The sequence below is a fragment of the Yersinia proxima genome (assembly GCF_902170785.1).
In the GTDB taxonomy this organism is placed as follows: Bacteria; Pseudomonadota; Gammaproteobacteria; order Enterobacterales; family Enterobacteriaceae; genus Yersinia; species Yersinia proxima.
The window spans coordinates 195856-221140 of sequence record NZ_CABHYG010000017.1; the positions used below are offsets into that span (position 1 = coordinate 195856).

A 25285-nucleotide genomic window follows, 5' to 3' on the forward strand; every position below is an offset into this window, starting at 1 on the left:
AATTCAAGCTGCATGTGTGTTAGCTGCATTTTCTTTGAATGATATAAAGTAAAATCATGGCAGCATTAATTTTTGCAAGGAATCCGGTTGTGTGTATTTGTGATATCAGTGTTGAAGATGAATATATTCGCCAGCCATTATCGGCTTCTGTTGCGTGGGTGTTAGATACACAAGCCGCACGAACCCGCGGCCGTTTACGCTTTTTAAAACCTAAACGTGAAGCGCGCCCACGCTGGCGTCTGGCCCCACTCAAAGATACTTACGAAATCCGTTTTTATCCTCACCGTTTGCCCGAGCTGTGGTTTTTCAGTGCGGAAAATGCGGCCCGGAAGCGTCTTTGATAGCTGTTATCAGCGCGTATTACAGGTTTAGTTTCAATAAACCTGGTTTTATCATTCTGAGCGGGGGCTGGTATGGGGTTTGCTGATAATGAACGTCGCGCGTTATTGGGCGTCAAGGGGATTGGGCCGACAGTTGTGACACGTCTGGAACAACTCGGTTTTACTTCGTTGGCCCAACTCGGTCAGGCCGATATGAATGACATTGTTAGCAGTGCTGCAGCAATGGTCGGGTCTACCTGTTGGAAAAATAGTCCACAAGCACGTTCGGCAATTCAAGCTGCGATCGATCTGGCCAAAATGCATTCATGATTGTGAGTGCATCTCGACTGTTATCTTCCTTGTTTCCTTTTATTCAATCCCCCAACTCGCATAGCTCATTTCTTTTTCTGCGCTGTGGCGGGGTATGGCATCAGTAAGTCATCCAGTATCTGCATCCTTTCTTCTACCGGAATATATAACCAACGCGTAAACCAAGGTGTCTTCTCCGTGCACTGTTGATCTGTTTGCTGAAAGTAAAGTTCGAGACCTGACAGAACGTCATCAATCTGTTTCATCCTATTTCTCCTCTTAGCGACCAGTGAGCAAATCATAGGCAACAAAATACGGAAGAAAAACGGATAGAATCTAGTTTATTGTTCAGTATTTAGAGGTGATAATCCGTAGCTGGATGATGTAATGGGAATTTGCTGCGAAAAAGCGTTGTTTTCGGTGTCGAGGCGGTAGCGCTAAAAATAAAACGCCCCGATTGCGTAAACAATCGGGGCGGCGTTCCAGTAACCATTGCTACACGGAAACGGAAATTTATTATGGGCACTTCCTGTAGAAATAGCAATACACCCAGTGCTACTCAAAAGCAATAGAACATAATGTAAATCATTGTTGGTAAGAATAAACATCTTTACACAACTAACGCTTGTTGTAGGTGTGATAAAATTGGTTCCCTTCGCCAAACGTAATATTTCGAAAAATTACCCAGGTGATTCAATCGTTTGTCTTTAGCTATTATCGGGAATACTTAATTCTAAGACAGATACATCTTAACTTGTCAGAACGCATTTTAGCGATTGGGAGCATGCTATGGTTGGCCCGTTTATTAACAGCGCGGGGATAATCCTGGGGGGTATTGTCGGTGTTTTACTCGCCCGCCATGTACCGAAACGGTTACAAGAGGGATTACCGGCAACATTTGCCCTGGCGTCCATATCCATTGGTATTGTGATGGTGGTAAAAGTGCATTTTATGCCTGCTGTTATTTTGGCATTGATTATTGGGACGGCAGTGGGGGAGCTACTATCACTGGAACAAGGTGTTAAGTGGGGGGCCAATAAAACTCGCGCTATGTTAGAACGTATTATTCCTACACGCAGTACCTTGCCACCACAAGAGTTTGCGCAAAGTTTCACTGCCATGATTGTCTTGTTTTGTGCCAGTGGGTTAGGGGTCGTAGGCTCGCTAACTGAAGGTATTACCGGTGATTTTCAACTGCTATTTGTCAAAGCATTGATGGACTTTTTCACCGCGCTAATATTTTCCATATCGCTAGGCATTGCGCTGGTGGCAATTGCTATCCCTCAATTGCTCATTCAAATCGCATTGGTTTTCCTGGCAAAACTGATTATGCCCTATATGGATGATATCGCCTTTGCCGATTTTTCTGCCTGTGGTGGGATTATTATGATCGCAGTAGGATTACGAATTGCGCAAATTAAAATATTTTCAGTGGTGAATTTTCTACCTGCATTATTGTTTGTCGTGCCAATTTCTTATTTATGGCGTCATTTCATGGCATAAGATTTACGGTGATGGACAATTAACTTCCTGAAACGGTAGGCTTCTTTGCCAATGCTTATCATAGAAGCGACCGTTTCAGTGTGGTGTAATGATATGTTTTATCTGATTATTTTCTGTCTAGCCAATTTTCCGGCACAAAAACTTGCCTTTTATTACGCCATCAAAAAAACGACCTTTCGAAACCACAGACATAAAATTCTGATGAACGCGCTCCGGGACACCAAGATACTGATAAATCCCTTGTTCACGGAACTGTATCTCCAGCATGCGATTTTCAGGATCATAACCAATCGACAAAATTCTGGAGGATGTAACAGGTTGTCGCTGCAATAGTTGACCCTCAGTTATACGGTGTTGATATTGTGGTGATCGTAGAGCAGTTTAAGCATGATAACTTTGTCGGCGATCATTATCACTGTTTGACTGTAGTATTAATAGATTATTCGGCAGGTATCATTGTCATTGCATTAAGTGATGATAATATGACTCCACTTTATGACATGATCTGTGTCACAAAGTAAACTGTGTACACAGTTGCGTACCAATATAACAAATGTGGGTTAAATTGATGTCGCAACTTTTTGAAGTTAAACAATAATTACGTCTTGCATGTGATCTGTCGTGTGGGTCACCACTGTAGATAAGGAATTAGAATGCCTGTTATTACCCTTCCTGACGGCAGTCAACGTCAATACGATCACGCCGTTTCTGTCCTTGATGTTGCGTTAGACATCGGCCCCGGTCTGGCGAAAGCCTGTATTGCTGGCCGAGTTAATGGCGAACTGGTCGATGCCAGTGATCTTATCGAATCTGATGCACAACTGGCCATCATTACCGCCAAAGATGCTGAAGGCTTAGAGATTCTGCGCCATTCTTGTGCACACTTGTTGGGGCACGCTATCAAGCAACTTTGGCCAGATACCAAAATGGCAATCGGCCCAGTTATCGACAATGGTTTCTATTACGATGTTGATATCGACCGTACTCTGACGCAGGAAGATCTGGAGCTGCTGGAAAAGCGGATGCATGAGCTTGCCGATAAAGATTATGACGTAATCAAGAAAAAGGTCAGTTGGCAAGAAGCTCGTGACACTTTTGCTGCTCGTGGTGAAGATTATAAAGTGGCTATTCTTGACGAGAATATCAGCCGCGATGATCATCCTGGTTTATATCACCATGAAGAGTACGTTGATATGTGCCGTGGCCCGCACGTGCCCAATATGCGTTTCTGTCATCACTTTAAATTGCAGAAAACGTCTGGGGCCTATTGGCGTGGCGACAGCAAAAATAAAATGCTGCAACGTATTTACGGCACGGCTTGGAGTGATAAGAAGCAACTGAATGCTTATCTGCAACGTCTGGAAGAAGCGGCCAAACGCGACCATCGTAAGATTGGTAAGCAACTGGACCTTTACCACATGCAGGAGGAAGCGCCCGGTATGGTGTTCTGGCACAATGACGGCTGGACTATCTTCCGTGAGCTGGAAACTTTTGTGCGCATGAAGCTCAAAGAGTACCAGTATCAGGAAGTCAAAGGGCCGTTTATGATGGACCGTGTACTGTGGGAAAAAACCGGGCATTGGGAAAACTATGCTGAGCATATGTTTACCACCTCGTCGGAAAACCGCGAGTACTGCATTAAGCCAATGAACTGCCCAGGGCATGTGCAGATCTTCAACCAGGGGTTGAAGTCATACCGTGACCTGCCACTGCGTATGGCTGAGTTCGGTAGCTGCCATCGTAATGAGCCATCAGGCGCGCTGCACGGCTTAATGCGTGTGCGTGGCTTTACTCAGGATGATGCGCATATCTTCTGTACTGAAGAGCAGGTTCGCGATGAAGTGAACAGCTGCATCAAGATGGTGTACGACATGTACAGCACCTTTGGCTTCGAGAAGATTGTGGTTAAGTTGTCCACTCGCCCTGAAAAACGTATCGGTAGCGATGAGCTATGGACTCGCGCTGAAGACGATTTAGCCGCTGCGCTGACTGAGAATGGCATTCCATTTGATTATCAGCCGGGTGAAGGTGCCTTCTACGGTCCGAAAATTGAATTTACCTTGCATGATTGTTTGGATCGTGCGTGGCAGTGTGGTACCGTACAGCTCGATTTCTCATTACCGGGCCGCTTAAGTGCGTCTTACATCGGCGAAAATAATGATCGTCAGGTGCCAGTAATGATTCACCGGGCTATTTTGGGGTCAATGGAGCGTTTCATCGGTATTCTCACCGAAGAATATGCAGGCTTCTTCCCAACTTGGTTAGCTCCGGTACAAGTCGTGGTGATGAATATCACCGATAGCCAGTCTGATTATGTCCAACAAGTGACCAAAAAACTGCAAGATGCAGGAATTAGGGCAAAAGCGGACTTGAGAAATGAGAAGATTGGCTTTAAAATTCGTGAACATACGTTGCGTCGGGTTCCATATATGTTGGTCTGTGGCGATAAAGAGGTCGAATCAGGTAAGATTGCTGTTCGCACCCGCCGTGGTAAAGACTTAGGAAGCCTAGATGTCAACGTGGTCGTAGACCAGCTGCTAGCAGAAATTCGCAGCCGTAGTCTTCATCAACTGGAGGAATAAAGTATTAAAGGCGGAAAACGAGTTCAACCGGCGCGTCCTAATCGCATCAACAAAGAGATTCGCGCCACAGAAGTTCGCTTAACAGGCGTCGATGGTGAGCAGATTGGCATTGTCAGTCTGAATGAAGCTCTTGAAAAAGCTGAGGAAGCTGGTGTTGATTTAGTAGAAATCAGTCCGAATGCCGAGCCGCCGGTTTGCCGAATCATGGATTACGGCAAATTCCTCTATGAGAAGAGCAAGTCGACAAAAGAACAGAAGAAGAAGCAAAAAGTCATTCAGGTCAAGGAAATCAAATTCCGTCCTGGTACCGATGATGGCGACTATCAGGTCAAACTACGCAACCTGATTCGCTTTCTGGAAGATGGCGATAAAGCCAAAATCACTCTGCGATTCCGTGGACGTGAAATGGCGCACCAACAGATCGGCATGGAAGTCCTTAACCGTGTCAAAAAAGATCTGACTGAAGATTCTGATTTGGCTGTAGTGGAGTCTTTCCCGACTCGTATCGAAGGCCGTCAGATGATCATGGTGCTCGCACCTAAGAAGAGACAGTAAGGCACTCAAGTAATGGGCCTCTCTTTGCTTGCAAAGTAGGAGGTCTATTCGCCTAGCTAGCTCGTTGTAATTAACAATGCGAAGTGGATATATTCAATGCCAAAAATTAAGACAGTACGCGGCGCCGCTAAGCGCTTTAAAAAAACCGGTGCCGGTGGTTTTAAGCGTAAGCATGCCAACCTGCGTCATATTTTGACCAAAAAAGCTACTAAGCGTAAACGTCATTTACGTCCAAAAGGCATGGTATCTAAGAACGATCTAGGTTTGGTCGTAGCATGTCTGCCATACGCATAAGTAATTTTGGTTTGAATTAAGACGATAGGAGAAGTAAATGGCTCGCGTAAAACGTGGTGTGGTAGCTCGTGCACGTCACAAAAAAATCTTAAAGCAGGCGAAAGGTTACTACGGTGCCCGTTCGCGCGTTTATCGTGTTGCTTTCCAGGCAGTAATCAAGGCAGGCCAATACGCCTACCGTGACCGCCGTCAACGGAAGCGTCAATTCCGCCAATTGTGGATTGCACGTATCAACGCAGCTGCTCGTCAGAATGACATGTCTTACAGCAAATTCATTAATGGTCTGAAAAAGGCTTCTATTGAAATTGACCGTAAGATCTTGGCTGACATCGCAGTATTCGATAAAGTGGCATTCTCTGCACTGGTCGAAAAAGCGAAAGCAGCTCTGGCGTAAGTCAGAATTGAAGAGGGAGCTTGTCTCCCTCTTTTAATCTTTAGTTTATTAGTAGAAAGGTCATCGTTATGATGCATGCAGTTACTTTTCGCTTCTTTTTTTACTTTAGCGCCTGATTTCAGGAGGCTTGCGCGTAAGAATAGAAACGAAAAATAACGCCTAAGCCTCCCATTGTGGAGGCTTTTTTGTTTTTGCTCTACAGCACTTATGGTGGCTAGAGTAAGGGTATCTCAGCTGTGATACCTTATTGATTTTGTATGAAAATTTATTTCAATTATCGAATTTTAACTAATTACATGTACCCTAAATAATTCGAGTTGCAGGAAGGCGGCAATTGAGCAAGTCCTCAGGAGCTTACTCAAGTAAGTGACTGGGGTGAACGAAAGCAGCCAATGCAGATGCAGCTTGAAGTATGACGGATATAACTATAAGCGGGCCATACCGGCCAGAGGAAGAGAAAACAATGCCACATCTCGCAGAGCTGGTTGCCAAAGCTAAAGCAGCCGTAGAAGATGCCCAGGATGTTGCCGCGTTGGATTTGGTACGCGTCGAATATCTAGGCAAGAAAGGCCATTTGACCCTTCAAATGACATCGCTGCGTGAACTGCCAGCTGAAGAACGCCCGGCAGCAGGCGCTGTCATTAATCAGGCCAAACAAGAAGTTCAAGAAGCACTCAATGCGCGCAAGGAAAAACTGGAATCAGCGGTTCTGAATGCCAGATTGGCAGCCGAAACCATTGATGTCTCTTTACCGGGGCGTCGTATGGAAAATGGTGGGTTGCATCCGGTCACTCGTACGATTGATCGCATTGAAACTTTCTTTGGTGAACTGGGCTTCTCAGTAGAATCCGGCCCAGAAATTGAAGATGACTACCATAACTTCGATGCATTGAATATTCCGGCTCATCACCCTGCTCGTGCTGACCATGATACGTTCTGGTTTGATACCACCCGACTGTTGCGTACCCAAACATCGGGTGTGCAGATTCGCACCATGCAAGGCCAGCAACCACCGATTCGGATTATCGTGCCGGGGCGCGTTTATCGCAATGATTATGACCAAACTCACACGCCAATGTTCCATCAAATGGAAGGGCTGATTGTCGACAAAGATATCAGCTTTACCAATTTGAAAGGAACCTTGCATGATTTCCTGCGTAATTTCTTTGAAGAAGATTTGCAAATCCGCTTCCGCCCATCTTATTTCCCGTTTACAGAGCCATCTGCTGAAGTGGATGTAATGGGTAAGAATGGTAAGTGGCTGGAAGTGCTGGGCTGCGGCATGGTACACCCAAATGTATTGCGAAACGTAGGCATTGATCCTGAGGTTTATTCAGGTTTTGCATTCGGGATGGGAATGGAGCGCTTGACGATGCTGCGTTACGGTGTCACTGATCTACGTGCATTCTTCGAAAACGATTTGCGTTTCCTCAAACAGTTTAAGTAAGGCGGGAATATCTCATGAAATTCAGTGAACTTTGGTTACGCGAATGGGTAAACCCAGCCATTAGCAGTGATGATTTAGCCCATCAAATTACGATGGCCGGTTTGGAAGTTGATGGCGTAGAAGCGGTAGCCGGTGAGTTTAATGGTGTGGTCGTGGGTGAAGTGGTGGAGTGCGGCCAGCATCCAAATGCCGATAAATTACGTGTGACAAAAGTCAACGTTGGCGGTGATCGCTTGTTAGATATTGTTTGTGGTGCGCCGAATTGTCGTCAGGGCTTGAAAGTTGCGGTTGCAACTGTGGGCGCTGTATTGCCGGGTGATTTTAAGATTAAAGCGGCTAAATTACGCGGCGAGCCATCTGAGGGCATGTTGTGCTCTTTCTCAGAACTGGGTATTTCCGAAGACCACGACGGTATTATTGAACTACCTGTTGATGCCCCGATTGGTGTTAATCTGCGTGAATATCTGAATCTGGACGACAAAACCATCGAAATCAGTGTCACGCCAAACCGTGCAGATTGCCTGGGTATTATCGGTGTAGCACGTGATGTGGCCGTGTTAAATCAACTGCCACTGACTGAGCCAGATATGAGCCCGGTGGCACCGTCTATCAATGACAGTTTCCCGATCCGTGTTGATGCCCCACATGCTTGTCCACGTTATTTGGGCCGTGTGGTGAAGGGGATTAATGTTAATGCAGCCACCCCATTGTGGATGCGCGAGAAATTGCGCCGCTGTGGTATTCGTTCCATTGACCCGGTGGTCGATATCACTAACTTCGTCTTATTGGAGTTGGGCCAACCAATGCATGCATTTGACCTGGACCGCATCGAAGGCGGAATTATCGTTCGCCAGGCGGCTGAAGGTGAAGAGTTAACCTTATTGGATGGTACAAAAGCCAAGTTGAATGCAGACACTCTGGTTATCGCTGATCAGCAAAAACCGTTGGCAATGGCCGGGATTTTTGGTGGTGAGCATTCAGGTGTTAATGAAAACACCCGCAACGTACTGTTGGAGTCCGCATTCTTCAACCCACTTTCCATTGCTGGCCGCGCACGGCGTCATGGTTTGCACACCGATGCCTCTCATCGCTATGAACGTGGGGTCGATCCTGCGCTACAACACAAAGCGATGGAACGTGCGACACGCTTGTTGATTGATATCTGTGGTGGTGAAGTAGGCCCGGTTATTGATGTTACCTCTGCAGAAAACTTGCCAAAATGTGCAACAATTACATTGCGCCGCGAGAAACTGGATCGCTTGATTGGTCATTCGGTGCCTTCTGAACAGGTCAGCGACATTTTACGCCGTCTCGGATGTCAGGTCACAGAACAAGGTTCTGATTGGCAAGCAGTTGCACCAAGCTGGCGTTTCGATATGGAAATCGAAGAAGATCTAGTAGAAGAAGTTGCGCGTATTTACGGTTATGACAATATTCCAAATGTGCCTGTTAAGGCCGATTTGGTGATGACCAAACATCGCGAAGCAAACTTGTCACTCAAACGTGTTAAAACTGCTTTAGTCGATCGCGGCTATCAAGAAGCAATTACTTACAGTTTTGTTGACCCTAAAGTACAGGCATTGCTGCATCCACAACAAGACGCACTCATCCTGCCAAGCCCAATCTCTGTTGAGATGTCTGCCATGCGGTTGTCATTATTGACGGGCTTACTGTCGGCAGTGGTTTATAACCAGAATCGTCAACAATCTCGCTTACGTTTATTTGAAAGTGGTTTGCGTTTTGTACCTGATAGTAAAGCAGATTTGGGCGTTCGACAGGATGTAATGCTAGCTGCTGTTATTACTGGTCACCGTTATGACGAACATTGGGATCTGGCGCGCCAACCGATCGACTTCTATGATTTGAAGGGCGATTTAGAAGCAATTCTGGAACTTACCGGTAAATTATCTGATGTTCAGTTCCGTGCAGAAGCTCATCCTGCACTGCATCCTGGGCAGAGTGCTGCAATTTATTTATCAGGCGAACACATTGGTTTCATTGGTGTAGTTCATCCTGAACTGGAACGTAAGCTGGACCTAAATGGTCGTACTGTGGTGTTTGAAGTGCAGTGGAACAAGCTGGCAGACCGCGCCGTGCCTCAAGCGAGCGAAATTTCGCGCTTCCCGGCAAACCGTCGTGATATTGCTGTTGTGGTGGCTGAAAACGTTCCCGCAGAAGATATTTTGGCAGAGTGTAAGAAAGTTGGCGCAAATCAGGTAGTTGGCGTAAACTTGTTTGATGTGTACCGTGGCAAGGGCGTAGCAGAAGGTTATAAGAGTCTGGCTATTAGTCTGGTGTTGCAGGATACCGCCCGTACACTGGAAGAAGAGGAGATCGCCGCGACCGTCGCAAGATGTGTAGAGGCGTTAAAACAGCGATTCCAAGCATCCTTGAGGGATTGAACCTATGGCGCTTACTAAAGCTGAAATGTCAGAACATCTATTTGAAAAGCTTGGGCTTAGCAAAAGAGATGCAAAAGATCTAGTTGAGTTATTCTTTGAAGAGGTTCGTCGTGCTCTTGAGAATGGCGAACAGGTCAAACTGTCTGGCTTTGGCAATTTTGATCTGCGAGACAAGAACCAACGTCCGGGCCGTAATCCGAAGACGGGTGAGGACATTCCTATTACGGCGCGCCGTGTGGTGACTTTCCGTCCAGGACAAAAGTTAAAAAGCCGGGTAGAGAGTGCCACTCCAAAAGAGTGAATTCTTTCCGAAACAAAAGGCCGCGCAAGCGGCCTTTTTCTTACGTGTAACACGTTGAAATATATGTTTTTTATAATTCATGTGTCCACTAGGTGACCACACCTTTTGTCGTTTTACCTTATCGTCATAGCAAGGGATATCTGTGGCTAAAGTATATTTCTTTATATTCTTTAAATGGGTAACCACACGTCTATCAAGCCCTAGATTTTGAAAATCAACTGATGAAAGCGATTCATTTGGGGCCAGTAACATCACTTATTGAGGGAGTATATTCAGCAAGCCAAGATGAGAAAGTAGATAAATGTTTGACTAACTATATAGCAGCTCAAAAAGTGTGTCCTGATGCTTTTATTTTGGTAGAAAGAAAACACCCTGAATTAAAAGAATTTCGGGATAATAAGTAGTTTTAATTTTGAATTGGGATCAAAACGCTAAATCAAATTGTTCATCACCCAAATTCTCTGGTAAAAATAGATCGCGGGGTAGCGAATGTACAGCTGCAAAGCAGGTTTTGACACTGGTGATAATTCTCTTGGGTATTGACGGTTATCACTCTGCTGAAATTGGTGAGTATGTCAATGAGACTTCTGGCGACTAGTGATTACTGTAATGCATATGAGGGCCGCCGCCATGTCCACCACCATGCGGAGGGAAGATACAGCAAGCCGATAGGCCAGAACTTAATAAAAGTACAGCCAACATGTATGTTATACGACGCATTATATTTATCTCACAATTTAATTATGCTACTTAAACTAGAGTGGAGATGATAATTCAATATAAAAGTAACCATTGTCAGTTGTGCGTTAAGATATGTTAGCAATAGTGGTAAGTAATAAACGCTCTAAAATGACTGTATGGATTACGTAAGCAGTCTGCAATGAAATTGAAAATAGGCAGTTATCCGATAGATGGACTTTATTTACGCTGATATAAATTTAGCAACTGTTAAATAATGCATTCGGATTGATATGAAAAAAATTATGCTATTACTGGGCGTCCTGTCCTTAATGCCGCTGATTGCGCAGGCAGATGTGTCTCTTGACATCAATATACCCGGCGTTAATTTGCATTTAGGTGATCAAGATAAGCGTGGCTATTACTGGGATGGTTACGACTGGCGCCCACCACAATGGTGGCATGAGCACCGTGGTGGTCATATAGGTGATCGTAATGAGCGCGGTTATTATTGGGATGGTGGTCGTTGGCAGCACCCACCAGCTCAAGACGGTCATAACCCATTCCGAGAACAGGGGCATGGTAACCCTGGGCATAATGACGGTGGCCCTCATGGTAATCAGCCACAACATAATGAAAATAACGGACATGGCCAACAAGGAAATAATAATGGGCCGGGTAGCAGTGGTAAGCCGGGAGGCTCTGATAACCAAGGTGGCCAAAATAATAACGCAGGCCGTGGAAACCAGCAGATCTACCCACCGAAAAATAATGGTTATCGTGGATAATAAATAATCAATAACGCTAGCGTTGCCCATGAAAACAGTGGCTGTGTTAGCGTTATTCTCTCAATAAAATATCATCTTCTTTATGCAAAAACTTCCCCTCATCCTCCGAACCTCTTACTATCAGTGCATAGCAGTCAATATTACACTCTGATATTTATCAGATATTTTCTGGTAAATCCTGAGGCAATGGCCGAGGATGTCATGCAGACCAGTCAGTTATTTACCGTACTTCAACAACAGCAACAGCAGCGTGATCACCGCTATATCAGAGGCTTGGTTGTCATATTGTTTTTTGCGTTGTTCATGAGCTTATGTGCCGGTGACATTTGGATGTGGCCCACTCAGTGGTTTAGTGAAACCGGGCAATTGTTCGTTTGGCAGCTGCGTTTGCCGCGAGCCTTGGCAGTAATGATGGTGGGGGCGAGCCTTGCTGTGTCGGGGGCTGTCATGCAGGCATTGTTTGAAAACCCATTAGCGGAACCCGGTTTGCTCGGCGTGGCAAATGGCGCGGGCGTTGCATTAGTGATGGCCGTATTGCTCGGGCATGGTTTGTTACCCATTTGGTTTTTAAGTGCTTGTGCAATCGCAGGGGCGCTATTGATGACGATGCTTTTGCTGGGATTCGCCCGTCGACGCTTATTAACCAATGCCCGTTTATTACTGGTTGGGGTTGCATTAGGTATCGTTTGCAGCGCTATTATGACTTGGGCGGTCTATTTTAGTACCAGTCTCGACCTACGCCAATTAATGTATTGGATGATGGGCGGATTTAGTGGCATTGATTGGCGGCATCTGGGGTTGGTGCTTGCACTACTACCGATCGTCCTTTGGCTCTGTTGCCAAGGGCATGTACTCAATTTTATGTCACTGGGCGAGCAACAAGCTCAGCAATTAGGGGTTTCTCTCCACCTATGGCGAAACCTATTGGTACTCGCTATTGGCTTATTAGTCGGGATTAGCGTCGCTCTGGCTGGGGTGATAAGTTTCATTGGGTTGGTTATCCCGCATATTTTGCGATTAACGGGGCTAACCGATCAGCGTCGGTTATTGGTAGGGTGTGCATTAGCCGGAGGGGGGATATTGTTATTAGCTGATATTGTCGCGCGTATCGCCTTATTCTCAGCAGAGTTACCGATTGGTGTGGTGACAGCAACCTTAGGCACGCCTCTCTTTATCTGGTTGCTGACACGTGTTAAAAGTGTAAAGTGATTTTCCTTACACTGACTTGTATGCCTGTAAGTTCATCTGTTTATTATTGCTGAAATAAGGATACCTCTGATGAGTCATTCAATTTACTCCATCCCTGTAGAAACGATTGAAAACCAATCTTCTAACCTGGAAAAGTACAAAGGATCGGTTTTGCTTGTGGTCAATGTGGCTTCCCAGTGTGGCTTAACCAAGCAGTATGAAGGATTGGAAAATCTATACAAAACTTATCAGCAGCAGGGTTTTGAAGTATTGGGCTTTCCAAGCAATGAGTTTGCCGGGCAAGAGCCTGGCAGCAATGAGGAAATTCAGGCATTCTGTCGCGGAACTTTTGGTGTTGATTTCCCGATGTTTAGCAAAATAGAAGTCAATGGCCCACAACGGCATCCTTTATACCAGCATTTAATTGCGGCCAAACCTGTGGCGGTAAAACCTGAAGGCAGTGAATTCTATCAGCGCTTAGCAAGCAAAGGACGCGAACCAAAACATGCCGGTGACATTCTGTGGAACTTTGAAAAATTCTTGGTTGGTCGAGACGGTACGGTTGTTGAACGTTTTGCTCCCGATATGACACCAGAAGACCCGATTTTGGTCAATGCCATTACTCGCGCATTGGCTGCTCACTAATTTACGGATGAAAGAGTTATTTGAATGCTGTTGCAACTTAGCAATGTCAATGTAGACGCCCGTCTGGCGCCATTCTCTACGCAGGTCGCTGCTGGGTTGCAAATTCATTTGATAGGCCCGAATGGTGCAGGGAAGAGCACTGTGCTGGCCGCTTTGGCTGGGTTATTGCCATCGGGGGGAGAGGTCTCACTTGCTGGGAAAGCACTACCCCTCTATTCGGGTTCTGATTTAGCGCGTTTACGGGCCTATTTATGTCAACAGCAATCGCCTCTGGCCATGATGCCGGTTTTCCAGTATCTCTCGCTTTATCAACCCTCTTGTACCTCCTTGGACGCCATTGCGACTACCATTGGCTACCTCTGTGAGAGATTACGTTTAACCGATAAGTTACCTCGCATGTTGTCACAACTTTCCGGTGGCGAGTGGCAACGGGTTCGTTTGGCCGCTGTTTTTTTACAAGTTTGGCCAGATATTAATCCTGACAGCAAATTGCTGCTACTTGATGAGCCATACACTGGCCTTGATGTCGCGCAAAAAGTGGCATTGGACAGCTTGTTGCGTGAGTTTTGCTCTGCTGGACGCAGTGCAATCATCAGTGCTCATGACCTGAACCACACCTTGCAACAAGCTGATCAGGTGTGGCTAATGGCGGGGGGAAATGTGCTTGCTCAAGGGAATACCAATAAGGTGATGCAAGCCAATATACTCTCCGAGGTATTTGAAGTTGATTTTCAAATACACAATTTTAATCGGCAGAATTGGATTATTACAAAAGACTTTTAACAGTAACATTTATCGCTTACTCGTAATTTTCCTTCCTAACTGTATTTATTTATCTATAGTTTCTATCCTTATATTTATATCTCTGATAATGACAACCAGGCCTGACCTTAGTGGCGCAGGTTTTTGTTACTTCATTGATTATAATGTAAAAAATATAACTTCAGCCTTAAATAATTACACCTAATATTACTGCAAAAAAAATCCTATCTTAAGGTTTATTTAAGGTTAGTGAACTAGACTTCATATTCAGCCAAGAGTGAGTTTATCTGAGTAGTGTTTAGTTTCCGTTAACTTACAGGGGAATATAGTTTCCCAAAGAGCCAAGTATCCTAGGAATTTTTAATGCAGAATTTTTTGCCTTTCTCTCGTCCAGCTATTGGTCAGGACGAAATTAATGCGGTAGTGAATGTACTAGGCTCAGGTTGGATCACCACAGGCCCTCAGAATCAACAGTTGGAAACCGATTTTTGTGCAACATTTGGCTGTAAACATGCGATTGCCGTCAGCTCTGCCACGGCTGGTATGCATATTACGCTAATGGCGTTAGGGATTGGCCCTGGTGATGAGGTGATTACGCCGTCTCAGACGTGGGTTTCAACCATTAATATGATTATGTTGCTCGGCGCTGAAGCCGTCATGGTAGATATAGACCGAGACACATTAATGGTGAATGTGGCGGATATCGAAGCCGCAATCACATCCAAAACCAAAGCCATTATTCCCGTACATTATGCTGGTGCACCTTGCGATCTTGATGTTTTGCGTCATATTGCTCAACAACACAAAATCCCATTGATTGAAGATGCAGCCCATGCTGTTGGTACTCGTTACGGTGATCAATGGGTTGGCGAGAAAGGTACTGCCATTTTCTCTTTCCACGCTATCAAGAACATTACCTGTGCTGAAGGTGGTTTAATTGCCACTGATGATGATGAATTGGCGGCCAGAGTGCGCCGGCTCAAATTTCATGGTTTGGGGGTTGATGCCTTTGATCGCCAAATTCAAGGACGCAGCCCACAGGCTGAAGTCGTCGAGCCGGGGTATAAATACAACTTATCGGATATTCACGCCGCTATTGCTGTTGTTCAGCTCCAACGTTTAACTGAAATTAACGCTCGGCGTCAGGCCTTGGTTGCTCGTTATCATCAAGCATTAGCCGATTCGCCCTTGCAACCGCTCGCTGTTCCTGATTATGCCCATCAACATGCCTGGCATCTTTTTATGGTGCGGGTTGATGAAACACGTTGTGGCATTGATCGCGATTCACTGATGGCGCGATTGAAAGACGTAGGCATAGGTAGTGGTCTGCATTTTCGCGCAGCACATACCCAGAAATATTATCGCGAACGCTACCCCTCTTTGCATTTACCCAATACCGAGTGGAATTCCGCCAGATTATGCACATTACCTCTTTTCCCCGACATGCTGGACAGCGATGTTGATCGGGTCGTGGATGCATTGGCAACAATTATAGGGCCGCACCGTGTCTGAAAGTGAAAAAATAAAGAAAGTCTCAATTGTTATCCCTGTTTATAACGAGCAAGAAAGTTTGCCCGCATTAATAGAGAGAACGTCGGCGGCCTGTAAATTACTGACCCAACCCTATGAGATTATTCTTGTTGATGATGGTAGTAGTGACAATTCAGCCGAGCTTTTAACGGCAGCTGCGAATGAGCCAGAGAGTCATATCATTGCGGTTTTACTCAATCGTAATTATGGCCAGCATTCAGCCATTATGGCCGGGTTCAATCAAGTCAGTGGCGATTTGATCATTACACTCGATGCTGATTTGCAAAACCCACCAGAGGAGATCCCACGTCTGGTAAGTGTCGCTGAAGAGGGATATGACGTGGTGGGTACTGTGCGTGCGAATCGTCAAGATTCGTTATTCCGCAAAACAGCTTCTCGCATGATCAACATGATGATTCAACGTGCTACGGGGAAATCAATGGGCGATTACGGTTGCATGCTACGAGCCTATCGCCGCCATATTGTTGAAGCGATGTTACACTGTCACGAACGTAGTACCTTTATTCCTATCCTGGCAAATACATTTGCCCGCCGCACGACAGAGATTACCGTTCATCACGCAGAACGTGAATTTGGTGATTCAAAATACAGCCTGATGAAGCTCATCAATTTGATGTATGACTTGATTACTTGCCTAACAACAACACCATTACGTTTATTAAGTCTGGTTGGCAGTGTCATTGCACTTTCTGGTTTCACTCTTGCCGTGTTGTTAGTGGCTTTACGCTTAGTATTTGGCCCTGAATGGGCAGGCGGCGGCGTCTTTACGTTATTTGCCGTGTTATTTATGTTCATTGGTGCCCAGTTTGTTGGTATGGGGTTACTCGGTGAATATATCGGTCGTATTTATAACGATGTCCGTGCGCGTCCGCGTTATTTCATACAGAAAGTGGTCAGCGCTGAGCAGACCGAAAATAATCAGGAAGTAGAAAAATGAAAGCGATTGTATTTGCCTATCACGATATTGGCTGTGTTGGCCTGAAAGCCCTTGCTGATGCTGGCTATGATATTCAGGCGGTATTTACCCATACTGACTCTCCTAATGAGAATCGCTTTTTCTCTTCTGTGGCCAGAGTGGCTGCGGAGCTAGAGCTACCGGTATTTGCGCCTGAAGATGTTAACCATCCGCTGTGGATTGAGCGAATTCAGCAGTTACAGCCAGATATCATTTTCTCTTTCTATTATCGCAATATGTTGTGTGATGACATTTTGTTATCGGCTCCGCGTGGAGGGTTTAATTTACATGGGTCATTATTACCGAAATACCGCGGGCGAGCGCCAGTTAACTGGGCTTTGGTTAATGGCGAGACAGAGACCGGTGTAACCCTGCATCAAATGGTAAAAAAAGCCGATGCCGGGCCAATTGTCGGGCAGCATAAAGTTATAATTAGTGCAGAAGATACCGCATTAACACTGCATGCAAAAATACGCGATGCAGCTCAAGAGTTACTGCGTGACATGCTGCCTAAAATGAAAAATACAACACCGACTCTAATTCCACAAAAAGAAGCTGAAGCGAGCTATTTTGGCAGTCGTACGGCGGATGATGGTGAGATTCACTGGCAGAAATCAGCATCAGCGATTCATAATTTGGTGCGCGCAGTAACAGAACCGTATCCCGGAGCGTTCAGCTATCTTGGACAACGCAAATTAATTATATGGCGCTCGCAGCCACTTGATATAGTCCATCACAAATTACCCGGGACAGTGCTATCTACATCGCCATTAGTGGTAGCTTGCGGCGAAGGCGCATTGGAGGTTGTTACGGGGCAGGGCGAAGATGGTTTATATGTTCAAGGTAACCGTCTGGCACAGGAAATGGGGATAGTCACTGACATCCGTTTAGGTAATAAGCCAAGCAATAATTTAAAAAGACGTACACGTGTATTGATCTTGGGCGTAAATGGCTTCATCGGTAACCATTTAACAGAACGTCTGTTACGCGATGACCGCTATGAAGTTTATGGTTTAGATATTGGTTCTGATGCCATCAGCCGTTTTCTGGACAACCCTAATTTCCATTTTGTTGAGGGTGATATCAGTATTCATTCCGAATGGATTGAATACCACATTAAAAAATGTGACGTTATCTTACCCTTGGTGGCTATTGCGACCCCCATTGAATATACCCGAAATCCACTGCGTGTTTTCGAATTGGATTTTGAAGAAAACCTAAAAATTGTTCGTGATTGTGTCAAATACAATAAACGTATTGTCTTCCCGTCTACGTCCGAAGTGTATGGTATGTGTGACGATAAAGAGTTCGATGAGGATAGTTCGCGGCTTATTGTTGGGCCAATCAATAAACAACGTTGGATTTACTCGGTCTCCAAGCAATTATTGGACCGTGTTATTTGGGCTTATGGCGCGAAAGAAAACCTGAAATTTACATTGTTCCGCCCATTCAACTGGATGGGGCCACGGTTGGATAGCCTTGATGCCGCTCGTATCGGAAGCTCCCGTGCCATTACACAGCTCATTTTAAATCTTGTCGAAGGCTCGCCAATCAAACTTGTCGATGGTGGGGAACAAAAACGCTGTTTTACAGATATCCATGATGGCATCGAAGCGCTGTTCCGTATTATTGAAAATCGTGATGGTACTTGTGATGGTCAGATAATAAATATTGGCAACCCAACTAATGAAGCCAGCATTCGCGAATTGGCAGAAATGTTATTAAGGTGTTTTGAAAAACATGAATTACGCCATAACTTCCCGCCGTTTGCTGGATTTAAGGATATTGAAAGCAGTGCATATTATGGTAAAGGCTATCAGGATGTGGAATACCGCACGCCGAGTATCCGTAATGCGCGCCGTATTCTACATTGGCAGCCGGAAATTGCTTTAGAACAAACAGTCACGGAAACTTTAGATTTCTTCCTACGTGGCGTTGTACTTGAGCAAAATAAAACCACGAAGGATGAGCATCACCTATGAAGCAAGTTGGCCTGAGGATTGATGTAGATACCTACCGAGGAACAAAGGAAGGTGTGCCATCATTGCTTGCTGTACTGGAAAAATATGATATTAGTGCCAGTTTTTTTTTCAGTGTCGGGCCGGATAATATGGGGCGTCATTTATGGCGCCTTTTCCGTCCTCGTTTTTTGTGGAAAATGCTGCGTTCTAATGCAGCCTCGCTTTATGGTTGGGATATATTGCTAGCAGGTACGGCCTGGCCGGGTAAGCAGATCGCCAAAGACTTTGGCCCATTGATGAAGGCAACGTTGCAGGCAGGTCATGAAGTGGGGTTACATGCCTGGGACCATCAGGGCTGGCAAGCTAAAGTCGCAACGTGGTCAGAACAGCAATTAACCGAGCAGGTACAATTGGGCATTGATGCATTACAAAATAGCATTCAGCACCCCGTGACCTGTTCTGCGGCCGCTGGCTGGCGTGCTGATGAACGCGTTCTGGCGGTTAAGCAGTTGTTCTCATTCAGCTATAATAGTGATTGTCGTGGTACTCATCCTTTTCGCCCATTACTGCTTGATGGTAGCTTTGGAAGTGTACAAATCCCCGTCACTTTACCGACTTACGACGAAGTTGTTGGTAGCGAAGTTCGAGCCGAAGATTTTAATGATTTTATTTTAAATGCCATTTCCCATGACCATGGTGTGCCGGTTTATACCATTCATGCTGAAGTCGAAGGGATGTCGCAGGCATTAATGTTCGAGCAATTATTAGTCATGGCGAAAGAGCGCGGCATTCAATTTTGTGCTCTTGGCTCGTTATTGCCCGAAAATTTAGATTCACTCCCTATGGGTAAAGTCGTGCGTGCAACCTTTCCTGGAAGAGAAGGCTGGTTAGGGTGTCAGGTAGAATTAAAGGATGCACAATGAGGCTATTAAAAGGAAGTGGTGCAGTGCTGTTGTCGCTATTTTTTGCTTTGGTTTATCTGTTGCCTATTAATAGCCGTTTATTATGGCAACCGGACGAAACACGATACGCAGAAATAAGCCGAGAAATGTTACAGCGTGGCGACTGGGTTGTTCCGCATTTACTGGGAATTCGTTATTTTGAAAAGCCTATCGCTGGATATTGGTTTAATAATATTAGCCAGTGGATCTTTGGTGATACTAATTTCGCAGTGCGGTTCGGTTCAATATTCAGTACCGCCCTGAGTGCAGTCTTAGTTTATTGGCTGGCAACTTTATTATGGCGTAATCGTTCCACCTCATTTTTAGCAGCATTGATTTACCTCTCTATGTTGCTGGTATTTAGTATTGGTTCTTATGCCGTACTGGATCCGATGATTTCATTGTGGCTAACCGCTTCAATGGTCTGTTTTTATCTCACGCTACGAGCAGAAACAGCAAAACAAAAGGTAGGGGCCTATCTTCTACTCGGTTTAGCTTGCGGTATGGGCTTTATGACCAAGGGTTTTTTGGCCTTAGCTGTGCCGGTTATTTCGGTATTACCGATTGTTATTCAGCAAAAAAGGGTAAAAGAGCTCATTATTTTTGGCCCAATAGCCATTGTAGGGGCCGTGATATTGAGCTTACCTTGGGCATTGGCGATTGCTCAGCGCGAACCTGACTTTTGGCATTACTTTTTCTGGGTTGAACATATTCAGCGCTTTGCCGAGAAAGATGCTCAACATAAAGCCCCTATTTGGTATTACTTGCCTATTTTATGCCTTGGTGTTTTGCCTTGGTTGGGATTGTTACCCGGTGCATTACTTAAAGGTTGGCGCGAACGGGTTACCAGACCGGAGTTATTCTTTTTGCTTAGTTGGGTATTAATGCCGCTGATGTTCTTCAGTATCGCCAAAGGAAAACTGCCGACCTATATCCTACCCTGCATGGCTCCGCTATCTCTATTAATGGCAGCATACGCCACTGATTGTGCTAATAAGATGCATATGCGTGCACTGAAAATAAATGGTGTGATAAACCTTATTTTTGGATTTATCTGCGCGCTGGCTATTTTGGTTATTGGTATGGGGTGGCTAGGGCATTTGGTGGCTTATGAGCCACAAGAACATCAAAAAGTTATCCTTGCGGTAATTGCTTTTGCTGGCTGGGGTATAGTCGGTTTTGCCACAGTGCGGAATAACGCTAGTCATTGGCGTTGGGCTGCTGTATCTCCGTTGTTATTTATATTGTTCGTGGGCTATTTGATCCCGCAACAAGTCATCGACTCCAAACAGCCACAAAATTTCATCCAGAGTAATCTTGATGAACTCAATAGCAGCCGTTATGTGGCGACAGACAGTGTCGGTGTCGCAGCTGGATTAGCATGGGAGCTGAAACGTAGCGATATCTTAATGTTCAGCGAAAAAGGTGAACTGACTTATGGGTTGAACTATGCTGACAGTAGAGATCACTATATCAGCGGAGAGAATTTCAACGACTGGCTGGCACATGCAAGACAACAAGGTGATGTTTCGCTGGTAATTCAATTGTCCCGCAATGAAAAAGTACCGGATAGTCTGCCAGCCGCAGATAAGGTTAACCTGATGAATCGTCTGGCACTGTTGTGGTACAAGAAAACACCATGACAAGCTACCTGCTATTGATAATAGTGAGTTTATTGACCTGTGCGGGACAGTTGTGTCAGAAACAAGCGGTGCAATGTTGGGCGCTGCCTCAAGAAGAGCGATTGGCTCCAACATTACGCTGGCTTGTTAGCGCTGTGTTGTTACTCGGTTTCGGGATGTTGCTGTGGTTGCGTTTACTGCAACATTTACCCTTGAGTGTCGCCTATCCGGTCCTCAGCTTTAATTTCGTTCTGGTTACCTTGGCCGCCCAATTTTTTTACGGCGAGAAAGCGACTTCCCGCCATTGGATAGGAATTGCTTCCATTATGTTTGGCATTCTTTTGATTAGTTGGCATCTATGAAAGGGTACTGCTGGGGAATAGGAAGTGTTGCGCTAGTGACCGTTGCCCAATTAATACTCAAATGGGGCATGATGAATACGCCATTAATGTCATTGGCCGATATTAATGGGCAATTCGTTTTTAATCATCTGCCACAATTTATTGCAGTGATTTGTGGATTGGCGGGATATGCCTTATCAATGTTGTGTTGGTTTTTCGCACTAAGATATTTGCCACTTAATCGTGCATACCCACTATTGAGTCTCAGTTATGCGTTGGTCTATTTAGGAGCGGTATCTTTACCGTGGTTCAGCGAGTCAGCAACTTTACTGAAAACATTAGGTGCGGGCTTTATTCTGTTGGGAATATGGCTGATTAATACAAAACCAATAGAAAGAGATTAGTCTGGCTGCTGCCAGAGCTAAATGAAGAGGACAGTGCCGTTGGGATTCTAGCGGCATAATCCACATGAATATCCTTGGATAGAATAAGCTCTTTACTTACTGTGTCATTAATAGCTATCATCCGTTTGAGTCAAATCCATTATCTCATTCATATAACTTGTCTTTTCCAAACTCGATAGCTAAATTAGCCATACCTATGTCGTTCATTAGCGAATAGCTAATTGTTTGGTGAATTGGCAAAGCCTTACCTTTGGTGAATTATCGATGCGGATACGTTTCTGGATCTTTCTAATCAGCATGATCCTCGCGGGGTGTAGCAGCCATGCCCCGACACCAAGTGGTCACCTGTCTGATTCTATTGTGGTGGTTGCAAAACTGAATGAACAACTGCGTCAATGGGAAGGTACACCCTATCGGAATGGTGGGCTGGATCAACGTGGTGTTGATTGTTCTGGTTTTGTATATCGCACATTCCGCGATCGTTTTGATATGCAATTACCCCGTACTACTGTCGCGCAAACTACTTTAGGTACAAAAGTCTCCCGTGATGAACTCATGCCGGGTGATCTCGTATTTTTCAAAACCGGCAGCGGTCAGAATGGGTTACACGTTGGCATTTACGATACCAATGATGAATTCATTCATGCTTCAACGAGCAAAGGTGTTATTCGCTCATCACTCGACAATGTTTACTGGAAACGGGTGTATTGGCAAGCACGCCGAATGTGAATATGGAATTGAATCAATAGGCCGAACCTAAAGATATCTATGCTGGTTATGTTATCTTAGTGGCTGCTTATTTTGGTTCGGAGCCGCGTTTATGTCATCCCTTCGGTTACTCATTTCTGATTCTTATGATCCTTGGTTCAATCTGGCGGTGGAAGAGTGTATTTTCCGCCAAATGTCGCCGAATCAACGAGTTCTGTTTCTATGGCGTAATGCCGATACCGTAGTGATCGGTCGCGCTCAGAATCCATGGAAAGAGTGTAATACCCGGCGCATGGAGCAAGACGGCGTGAAGCTGGCTCGGCGGAGTAGTGGCGGCGGGGCAGTATTCCATGATCTAGGCAATACCTGTTTCACCTTTATGGCCGGTAAACCCGAATACGATAAAACAATATCAACTCAAATTATTCTGAATGCTTTGGCATCGCTTGGCATTCAGGCGACGGCATCGGGTCGCAATGACTTGGTGGTGGTTAAGGATGATGGTGAACGCAAAGTTTCCGGCTCTGCTTATAAAGAAACCAAAGATCGGGGTTTTCATCATGGAACGTTATTACTCAATGCTGACCTCAATCGCCTTGCTGATTACCTCAATCCCGACCCGAAAAAATTGCAAGCCAAAGGTATCACGTCAGTAAGGTCGCGTGTGACTAACCTGGTTGAGCTATTACCGGGAATTAACCACGAAAAAATCTGTACCGCTGTTGAGCAGGCGTTCTTCAATTATTACGATGAAAAAGTTTCCGCTGAAATCATCTCGCCACAAGCATTGCCAGACTTACCCGGTTTCGCTGAACAATTCGCTAAGCAAAGCAGTTGGGAGTGGAACTTTGGTCAGGCGCCCGCGTTTAGCCATCTTGTCGATACCCGCTTTGTCTGGGGCGGAATTGAACTCCATTTTGATGTGTTGCACGGTGCCATTGACCGCTGCCAAATATTTACCGACAGCTTGAACCCAGCTCCGCTGGAGGCGCTGGCTGAACGATTACAAGGTGTGGAATATCGTCCTGCTGCTATTGATGCAGTTTGTTTGCAATTAAGCGATGATTTTCCTGAATCACAAGCTGAATTGTTGCAAGTTAGGCATTGGTTGGCGGAGGTCATGCGCTAATGGGTATGAATGATAACTCACCGCAATTTAGTTCCAGCTATGGGCAGCAATTGAGCGGCTTTTATACGCATCTGCAGCCAACCCCGCTAAAAGGTGCGCGCTTGCTCTATCACAGCGAGCAGCTTGCCAGGGAACTGGAACTTGATGCCAGTTGGTTCAGTGGCCCGAAAACCGCAGTATGGGCGGGTGAAATGCTGTTGCCGGGTATGGAACCTTTGGCACAAGTGTATAGCGGGCACCAGTTTGGTCAGTGGGCTGGGCAACTTGGTGATGGGCGTGGCATTTTACTCGGAGAACAAAAACTCAGTGATGGCCGCCATATGGACTGGCATCTGAAAGGTGCCGGTTTAACGCCTTATTCCCGTATGGGGGATGGGCGGGCGGTATTGCGCTCTGTAGTGCGTGAATTTTTGGCCTCTGAAGCACTGCACCATTTAGGGGTTCCTACCAGCCGTGCGCTGACCATCGTGACCAGCGACCATCCGGTTTATCGCGAACAAGCGGAGAGAGGTGCCATGCTATTGCGCGTGGCAGAAAGCCATGTGCGTTTTGGCCATTTCGAACATTTTTACTACCGACAGCAGCCGGCCCAAGTCAAACAACTCGCTGATTATGTGATCGCACGGCACTGGCCACAGTGGGTCGGTCAAGAGGAGTGTTACTTGCTGTGGTTTACTGATGTGGTCAAGCGCACGGCTCGGCTAATGGCGCATTGGCAAACTATCGGTTTTGCGCATGGTGTGATGAATACCGACAATATGTCGATACTTGGCATTACTATGGATTATGGCCCATTCGGTTTTCTTGATGATTATGTGCCCGGTTATATCTGTAATCACTCCGATCACCAAGGGCGTTATGCTTTCGATAATCAACCTGCGGTTGCGTTATGGAATTTGCACCGACTGGGGCAAGCCCTGTCCAGTTTGCTCTCAACGGCGCAATTACAACAGGCGCTGGAAGCATATGAACCAGAGCTAATGGCGGCTTACGGCCAGCAAATGCGCGCTAAATTAGGATTTTCCGAGAGCGATAGTCAGGATAATGACTTATTGACCGGGTTATTAAGTTTGATGATCAAAGAAGGGCGCGATTATACCCGTACCTTCCGTTTGTTAAGTGAAGTGGAAACACATTCTGCGTTATCGCCGTTGCGAGATGACTTTATCGATAGAGCCGCTTTTGACAGTTGGTATAACCGTTATCGGGCACGTTTGCAGCAAGAGCAAATTGATGATGCGCAGCGTCAACAAGTCATGAAAGCGGCGAATCCTAAATATATATTACGCAATTATTTGGCGCAGCTTGCCATTGACCATGCAGAAAAAGATGATATTCAGCCGTTACAGCGTTTACATCAGGCTTTGCAGCAGCCTTTTGCTGAACAACCCGAATTCAATGACTTAGCAGCATTGCCACCGGACTGGGGGAAACATCTGGAAATTTCCTGCTCCAGTTAATCAGTATGAGGGGCGGGGGTGTCCCCGCCGCCATCAATTTTCAAA

29 protein-coding genes and 1 other annotated feature are annotated in these 25285 nt (G+C 45.6%); of the genes, 26 read left to right on the forward strand and 3 right to left on the reverse strand.

The window, feature by feature from the left end:
- Window positions 1-89: 89 nt before the first annotated feature.
- Together FTB31_RS17125 and FTB31_RS17130 are read left to right on the forward strand one after the other, a co-directional pair.
- Complete coding sequence (locus tag FTB31_RS17125; RefSeq protein ID WP_174847618.1) at window positions 90-341, forward strand: hypothetical protein; 252 nt, start codon at window positions 90-92, stop codon at window positions 339-341.
- Between the two features lie 72 nt (window positions 342-413).
- Window positions 414-650 carry a Pathogenicity locus gene (locus FTB31_RS17130; RefSeq protein ID WP_050077574.1) on the forward strand — a complete coding sequence of 79 codons (237 nt, stop codon included), beginning with the start codon at window positions 414-416 and terminating at the stop codon, window positions 648-650.
- Window positions 651-715: 65 nt separating this feature from the next.
- On the opposite strand, the gene FTB31_RS17135 is transcribed toward FTB31_RS17130, so the two are convergent.
- Entirely contained in the window at window positions 716-895 is a 180-nt protein-coding gene (locus FTB31_RS17135; protein ID WP_050077575.1) for a hypothetical protein, read from the reverse strand.
- Window positions 896-1418: 523 nt separating this feature from the next.
- On the opposite strand from FTB31_RS17135, the gene FTB31_RS17140 reads away from it, so the two are divergent.
- Window positions 1419-2132 carry a DUF554 domain-containing protein gene (locus FTB31_RS17140; RefSeq protein WP_050077576.1) on the forward strand — a complete coding sequence of 238 codons (714 nt, stop codon included), beginning with the start codon at window positions 1419-1421 and terminating at the stop codon, window positions 2130-2132.
- A 117-nt stretch (window positions 2133-2249) separates the two neighbouring features.
- Here FTB31_RS17140 and FTB31_RS17145 read toward each other — a convergent pair whose 3' ends face one another.
- Window positions 2250-2462: a KTSC domain-containing protein gene (locus FTB31_RS17145; RefSeq protein ID WP_005161573.1), complete on the reverse strand. Its 213-nt coding sequence runs from the start codon at window positions 2460-2462 to the stop codon at window positions 2250-2252.
- 323 nt (window positions 2463-2785) lie between these two features.
- Here FTB31_RS17145 and thrS point away from each other — a divergent pair, with 323 nt between their 5' ends.
- The 9 genes from thrS (at window position 2786) to FTB31_RS17190 (ending at window position 10511) form a co-directional block, all read left to right on the forward strand.
- Window positions 2786-4714 (forward strand): threonine--tRNA ligase, encoded by a 1929-nt coding sequence (thrS, locus tag FTB31_RS17150; RefSeq protein ID WP_050077577.1) that lies wholly within the window; start codon window positions 2786-2788, stop codon window positions 4712-4714.
- Window positions 4715-4717: 3 nt separating this feature from the next.
- Window positions 4718-5269 (forward strand): translation initiation factor IF-3, encoded by a 552-nt coding sequence (infC, locus tag FTB31_RS17155; RefSeq protein WP_011816226.1) that lies wholly within the window; start codon window positions 4718-4720, stop codon window positions 5267-5269.
- 96 nt (window positions 5270-5365) lie between these two features.
- On the forward strand, window positions 5366-5563 hold the full coding sequence (gene rpmI / locus FTB31_RS17160; RefSeq protein ID WP_004713020.1) for a 50S ribosomal protein L35: 198 nt from the start codon (window positions 5366-5368) through the stop codon (window positions 5561-5563).
- 37 nt (window positions 5564-5600) lie between these two features.
- The gene (gene rplT, locus FTB31_RS17165; RefSeq protein ID WP_004393357.1) at window positions 5601-5957 is read left to right on the forward strand and encodes a 50S ribosomal protein L20; all 357 of its coding nucleotides are present in this window, start codon (window positions 5601-5603) and stop codon (window positions 5955-5957) included.
- Window positions 5958-6024: 67 nt separating this feature from the next.
- Window positions 6025-6147: a sequence feature (Phe leader region), on the forward strand.
- Window positions 6029-6073: a pheST operon leader peptide PheM gene (pheM, locus tag FTB31_RS21610; RefSeq protein WP_223300610.1), complete on the forward strand. Its 45-nt coding sequence runs from the start codon at window positions 6029-6031 to the stop codon at window positions 6071-6073. It overlaps the preceding feature by 45 nt.
- Before the next feature lie 273 nt (window positions 6148-6420).
- A complete protein-coding gene (gene pheS / locus FTB31_RS17175) occupies window positions 6421-7404 on the forward strand; it encodes a phenylalanine--tRNA ligase subunit alpha (protein ID WP_077174638.1) in 984 nt (327 codons plus the stop codon).
- Between the two features lie 14 nt (window positions 7405-7418).
- Window positions 7419-9806, forward strand: coding sequence for a phenylalanine--tRNA ligase subunit beta (pheT, locus tag FTB31_RS17180; protein ID WP_227726139.1), 2388 nt, complete (start codon window positions 7419-7421; stop codon window positions 9804-9806).
- Window positions 9807-9810: 4 nt separating this feature from the next.
- Window positions 9811-10107, forward strand: a complete 297-nt coding sequence (gene ihfA / locus FTB31_RS17185; protein WP_002211830.1) for an integration host factor subunit alpha — start codon at window positions 9811-9813, stop codon at window positions 10105-10107.
- Window positions 10108-10328: 221 nt separating this feature from the next.
- Window positions 10329-10511, forward strand: a complete 183-nt coding sequence (locus FTB31_RS17190; protein ID WP_227729722.1) for a hypothetical protein — start codon at window positions 10329-10331, stop codon at window positions 10509-10511.
- Window positions 10512-10555: 44 nt separating this feature from the next.
- Here FTB31_RS17190 and FTB31_RS17195 read toward each other — a convergent pair whose 3' ends face one another.
- The gene (locus FTB31_RS17195) at window positions 10556-10660 is read right to left on the reverse strand and encodes an ogr/Delta-like zinc finger family protein (RefSeq protein ID WP_227722346.1); all 105 of its coding nucleotides are present in this window, start codon (window positions 10658-10660) and stop codon (window positions 10556-10558) included.
- A gap of 418 nt (window positions 10661-11078) precedes the next feature.
- Here FTB31_RS17195 and FTB31_RS17200 point away from each other — a divergent pair, with 418 nt between their 5' ends.
- The 14 genes from FTB31_RS17200 (at window position 11079) to FTB31_RS17265 (ending at window position 25240) form a co-directional block, all read left to right on the forward strand.
- Window positions 11079-11573 (forward strand): DUF2502 domain-containing protein, encoded by a 495-nt coding sequence (locus FTB31_RS17200; protein ID WP_077174641.1) that lies wholly within the window; start codon window positions 11079-11081, stop codon window positions 11571-11573.
- 201 nt (window positions 11574-11774) lie between these two features.
- Window positions 11775-12782, forward strand: coding sequence for a vitamin B12 ABC transporter permease BtuC (gene btuC, locus FTB31_RS17205; RefSeq protein WP_227731643.1), 1008 nt, complete (start codon window positions 11775-11777; stop codon window positions 12780-12782).
- Between the two features lie 69 nt (window positions 12783-12851).
- Window positions 12852-13406, forward strand: coding sequence for a glutathione peroxidase (locus tag FTB31_RS17210; RefSeq protein ID WP_077174642.1), 555 nt, complete (start codon window positions 12852-12854; stop codon window positions 13404-13406).
- Window positions 13407-13430: 24 nt separating this feature from the next.
- Window positions 13431-14189 (forward strand): vitamin B12 ABC transporter ATP-binding protein BtuD, encoded by a 759-nt coding sequence (gene btuD / locus FTB31_RS17215; RefSeq protein ID WP_077294071.1) that lies wholly within the window; start codon window positions 13431-13433, stop codon window positions 14187-14189.
- Window positions 14190-14531: 342 nt separating this feature from the next.
- The gene (arnB, locus tag FTB31_RS17220) at window positions 14532-15680 is read left to right on the forward strand and encodes a UDP-4-amino-4-deoxy-L-arabinose aminotransferase (RefSeq protein ID WP_227731644.1); all 1149 of its coding nucleotides are present in this window, start codon (window positions 14532-14534) and stop codon (window positions 15678-15680) included.
- A complete protein-coding gene (arnC, locus tag FTB31_RS17225) occupies window positions 15673-16656 on the forward strand; it encodes an undecaprenyl-phosphate 4-deoxy-4-formamido-L-arabinose transferase (RefSeq protein WP_050077586.1) in 984 nt (327 codons plus the stop codon). The genes arnB and arnC overlap by 8 nt, the downstream gene beginning before the upstream one ends.
- Window positions 16653-18656 carry a bifunctional UDP-4-amino-4-deoxy-L-arabinose formyltransferase/UDP-glucuronic acid oxidase ArnA gene (gene arnA / locus FTB31_RS17230; RefSeq protein WP_050077587.1) on the forward strand — a complete coding sequence of 668 codons (2004 nt, stop codon included), beginning with the start codon at window positions 16653-16655 and terminating at the stop codon, window positions 18654-18656. The genes arnC and arnA overlap by 4 nt, the downstream gene beginning before the upstream one ends.
- Complete coding sequence (gene arnD / locus FTB31_RS17235) at window positions 18653-19558, forward strand: 4-deoxy-4-formamido-L-arabinose-phosphoundecaprenol deformylase (protein WP_050077589.1); 906 nt, start codon at window positions 18653-18655, stop codon at window positions 19556-19558. The genes arnA and arnD overlap by 4 nt, the downstream gene beginning before the upstream one ends.
- Window positions 19555-21219, forward strand: a complete 1665-nt coding sequence (gene arnT, locus FTB31_RS17240; RefSeq protein WP_227731645.1) for a lipid IV(A) 4-amino-4-deoxy-L-arabinosyltransferase — start codon at window positions 19555-19557, stop codon at window positions 21217-21219. Before arnD ends, arnT begins: the two co-directional genes overlap by 4 nt.
- Window positions 21216-21560: a 4-amino-4-deoxy-L-arabinose-phosphoundecaprenol flippase subunit ArnE gene (gene arnE, locus FTB31_RS17245; protein WP_227719289.1), complete on the forward strand. Its 345-nt coding sequence runs from the start codon at window positions 21216-21218 to the stop codon at window positions 21558-21560. Before arnT ends, arnE begins: the two co-directional genes overlap by 4 nt.
- The gene (arnF, locus tag FTB31_RS17250; RefSeq protein WP_077174648.1) at window positions 21557-21943 is read left to right on the forward strand and encodes a 4-amino-4-deoxy-L-arabinose-phosphoundecaprenol flippase subunit ArnF; all 387 of its coding nucleotides are present in this window, start codon (window positions 21557-21559) and stop codon (window positions 21941-21943) included. Before arnE ends, arnF begins: the two co-directional genes overlap by 4 nt.
- Before the next feature lie 264 nt (window positions 21944-22207).
- Window positions 22208-22672: an NlpC/P60 family protein gene (locus tag FTB31_RS17255; protein WP_050077595.1), complete on the forward strand. Its 465-nt coding sequence runs from the start codon at window positions 22208-22210 to the stop codon at window positions 22670-22672.
- A 91-nt stretch (window positions 22673-22763) separates the two neighbouring features.
- Window positions 22764-23780, forward strand: a complete 1017-nt coding sequence (locus FTB31_RS17260; RefSeq protein ID WP_077174649.1) for a lipoate--protein ligase A — start codon at window positions 22764-22766, stop codon at window positions 23778-23780.
- Window positions 23780-25240: a protein adenylyltransferase SelO gene (locus FTB31_RS17265; protein ID WP_227731646.1), complete on the forward strand. Its 1461-nt coding sequence runs from the start codon at window positions 23780-23782 to the stop codon at window positions 25238-25240. The genes FTB31_RS17260 and FTB31_RS17265 overlap by 1 nt, the downstream gene beginning before the upstream one ends.
- The last annotated feature ends 45 nt before the right edge of the window (window positions 25241-25285 follow it).

What these genes read in the sequence shown, in the direction of transcription:
- pheS (WP_077174638.1), top strand. Translation starts at nt 6,421, where the DNA reads ATGCCACATCTCGCAGAGCTGGTTGCCAAAGCTAAAGCAGCCGTAGAA.
- FTB31_RS17200 (WP_077174641.1), top strand. Translation starts at nt 11,079, where the DNA reads ATGAAAAAAATTATGCTATTACTGGGCGTCCTGTCCTTAATGCCGCTG.
- FTB31_RS17260 (WP_077174649.1), top strand. Translation starts at nt 22,764, where the DNA reads ATGTCATCCCTTCGGTTACTCATTTCTGATTCTTATGATCCTTGGTTC.
- FTB31_RS17190 (WP_227729722.1), top strand. Translation starts at nt 10,329, where the DNA reads ATGAAAGCGATTCATTTGGGGCCAGTAACATCACTTATTGAGGGAGTA.
- arnB (WP_227731644.1), top strand. Translation starts at nt 14,532, where the DNA reads ATGCAGAATTTTTTGCCTTTCTCTCGTCCAGCTATTGGTCAGGACGAA.
- ihfA (WP_002211830.1), top strand. Translation starts at nt 9,811, where the DNA reads ATGGCGCTTACTAAAGCTGAAATGTCAGAACATCTATTTGAAAAGCTT.
- arnE (WP_227719289.1), top strand. Translation starts at nt 21,216, where the DNA reads ATGACAAGCTACCTGCTATTGATAATAGTGAGTTTATTGACCTGTGCG.
- FTB31_RS17130 (WP_050077574.1), top strand. Translation starts at nt 414, where the DNA reads ATGGGGTTTGCTGATAATGAACGTCGCGCGTTATTGGGCGTCAAGGGG.
- FTB31_RS17210 (WP_077174642.1), top strand. Translation starts at nt 12,852, where the DNA reads ATGAGTCATTCAATTTACTCCATCCCTGTAGAAACGATTGAAAACCAA.
- arnD (WP_050077589.1), top strand. Translation starts at nt 18,653, where the DNA reads ATGAAGCAAGTTGGCCTGAGGATTGATGTAGATACCTACCGAGGAACA.
- rpmI (WP_004713020.1), top strand. Translation starts at nt 5,366, where the DNA reads ATGCCAAAAATTAAGACAGTACGCGGCGCCGCTAAGCGCTTTAAAAAA.
- FTB31_RS17135 (WP_050077575.1), bottom strand. Translation starts at nt 895, where the DNA reads ATGAAACAGATTGATGACGTTCTGTCAGGTCTCGAACTTTACTTTCAG.
- FTB31_RS17255 (WP_050077595.1), top strand. Translation starts at nt 22,208, where the DNA reads ATGCGGATACGTTTCTGGATCTTTCTAATCAGCATGATCCTCGCGGGG.
- btuD (WP_077294071.1), top strand. Translation starts at nt 13,431, where the DNA reads ATGCTGTTGCAACTTAGCAATGTCAATGTAGACGCCCGTCTGGCGCCA.
- arnT (WP_227731645.1), top strand. Translation starts at nt 19,555, where the DNA reads ATGAGGCTATTAAAAGGAAGTGGTGCAGTGCTGTTGTCGCTATTTTTT.
- FTB31_RS17140 (WP_050077576.1), top strand. Translation starts at nt 1,419, where the DNA reads ATGGTTGGCCCGTTTATTAACAGCGCGGGGATAATCCTGGGGGGTATT.
- arnF (WP_077174648.1), top strand. Translation starts at nt 21,557, where the DNA reads ATGAAAGGGTACTGCTGGGGAATAGGAAGTGTTGCGCTAGTGACCGTT.
- thrS (WP_050077577.1), top strand. Translation starts at nt 2,786, where the DNA reads ATGCCTGTTATTACCCTTCCTGACGGCAGTCAACGTCAATACGATCAC.
- rplT (WP_004393357.1), top strand. Translation starts at nt 5,601, where the DNA reads ATGGCTCGCGTAAAACGTGGTGTGGTAGCTCGTGCACGTCACAAAAAA.
- arnA (WP_050077587.1), top strand. Translation starts at nt 16,653, where the DNA reads ATGAAAGCGATTGTATTTGCCTATCACGATATTGGCTGTGTTGGCCTG.
- FTB31_RS17265 (WP_227731646.1), top strand. Translation starts at nt 23,780, where the DNA reads ATGGGTATGAATGATAACTCACCGCAATTTAGTTCCAGCTATGGGCAG.
- pheT (WP_227726139.1), top strand. Translation starts at nt 7,419, where the DNA reads ATGAAATTCAGTGAACTTTGGTTACGCGAATGGGTAAACCCAGCCATT.
- btuC (WP_227731643.1), top strand. Translation starts at nt 11,775, where the DNA reads ATGCAGACCAGTCAGTTATTTACCGTACTTCAACAACAGCAACAGCAG.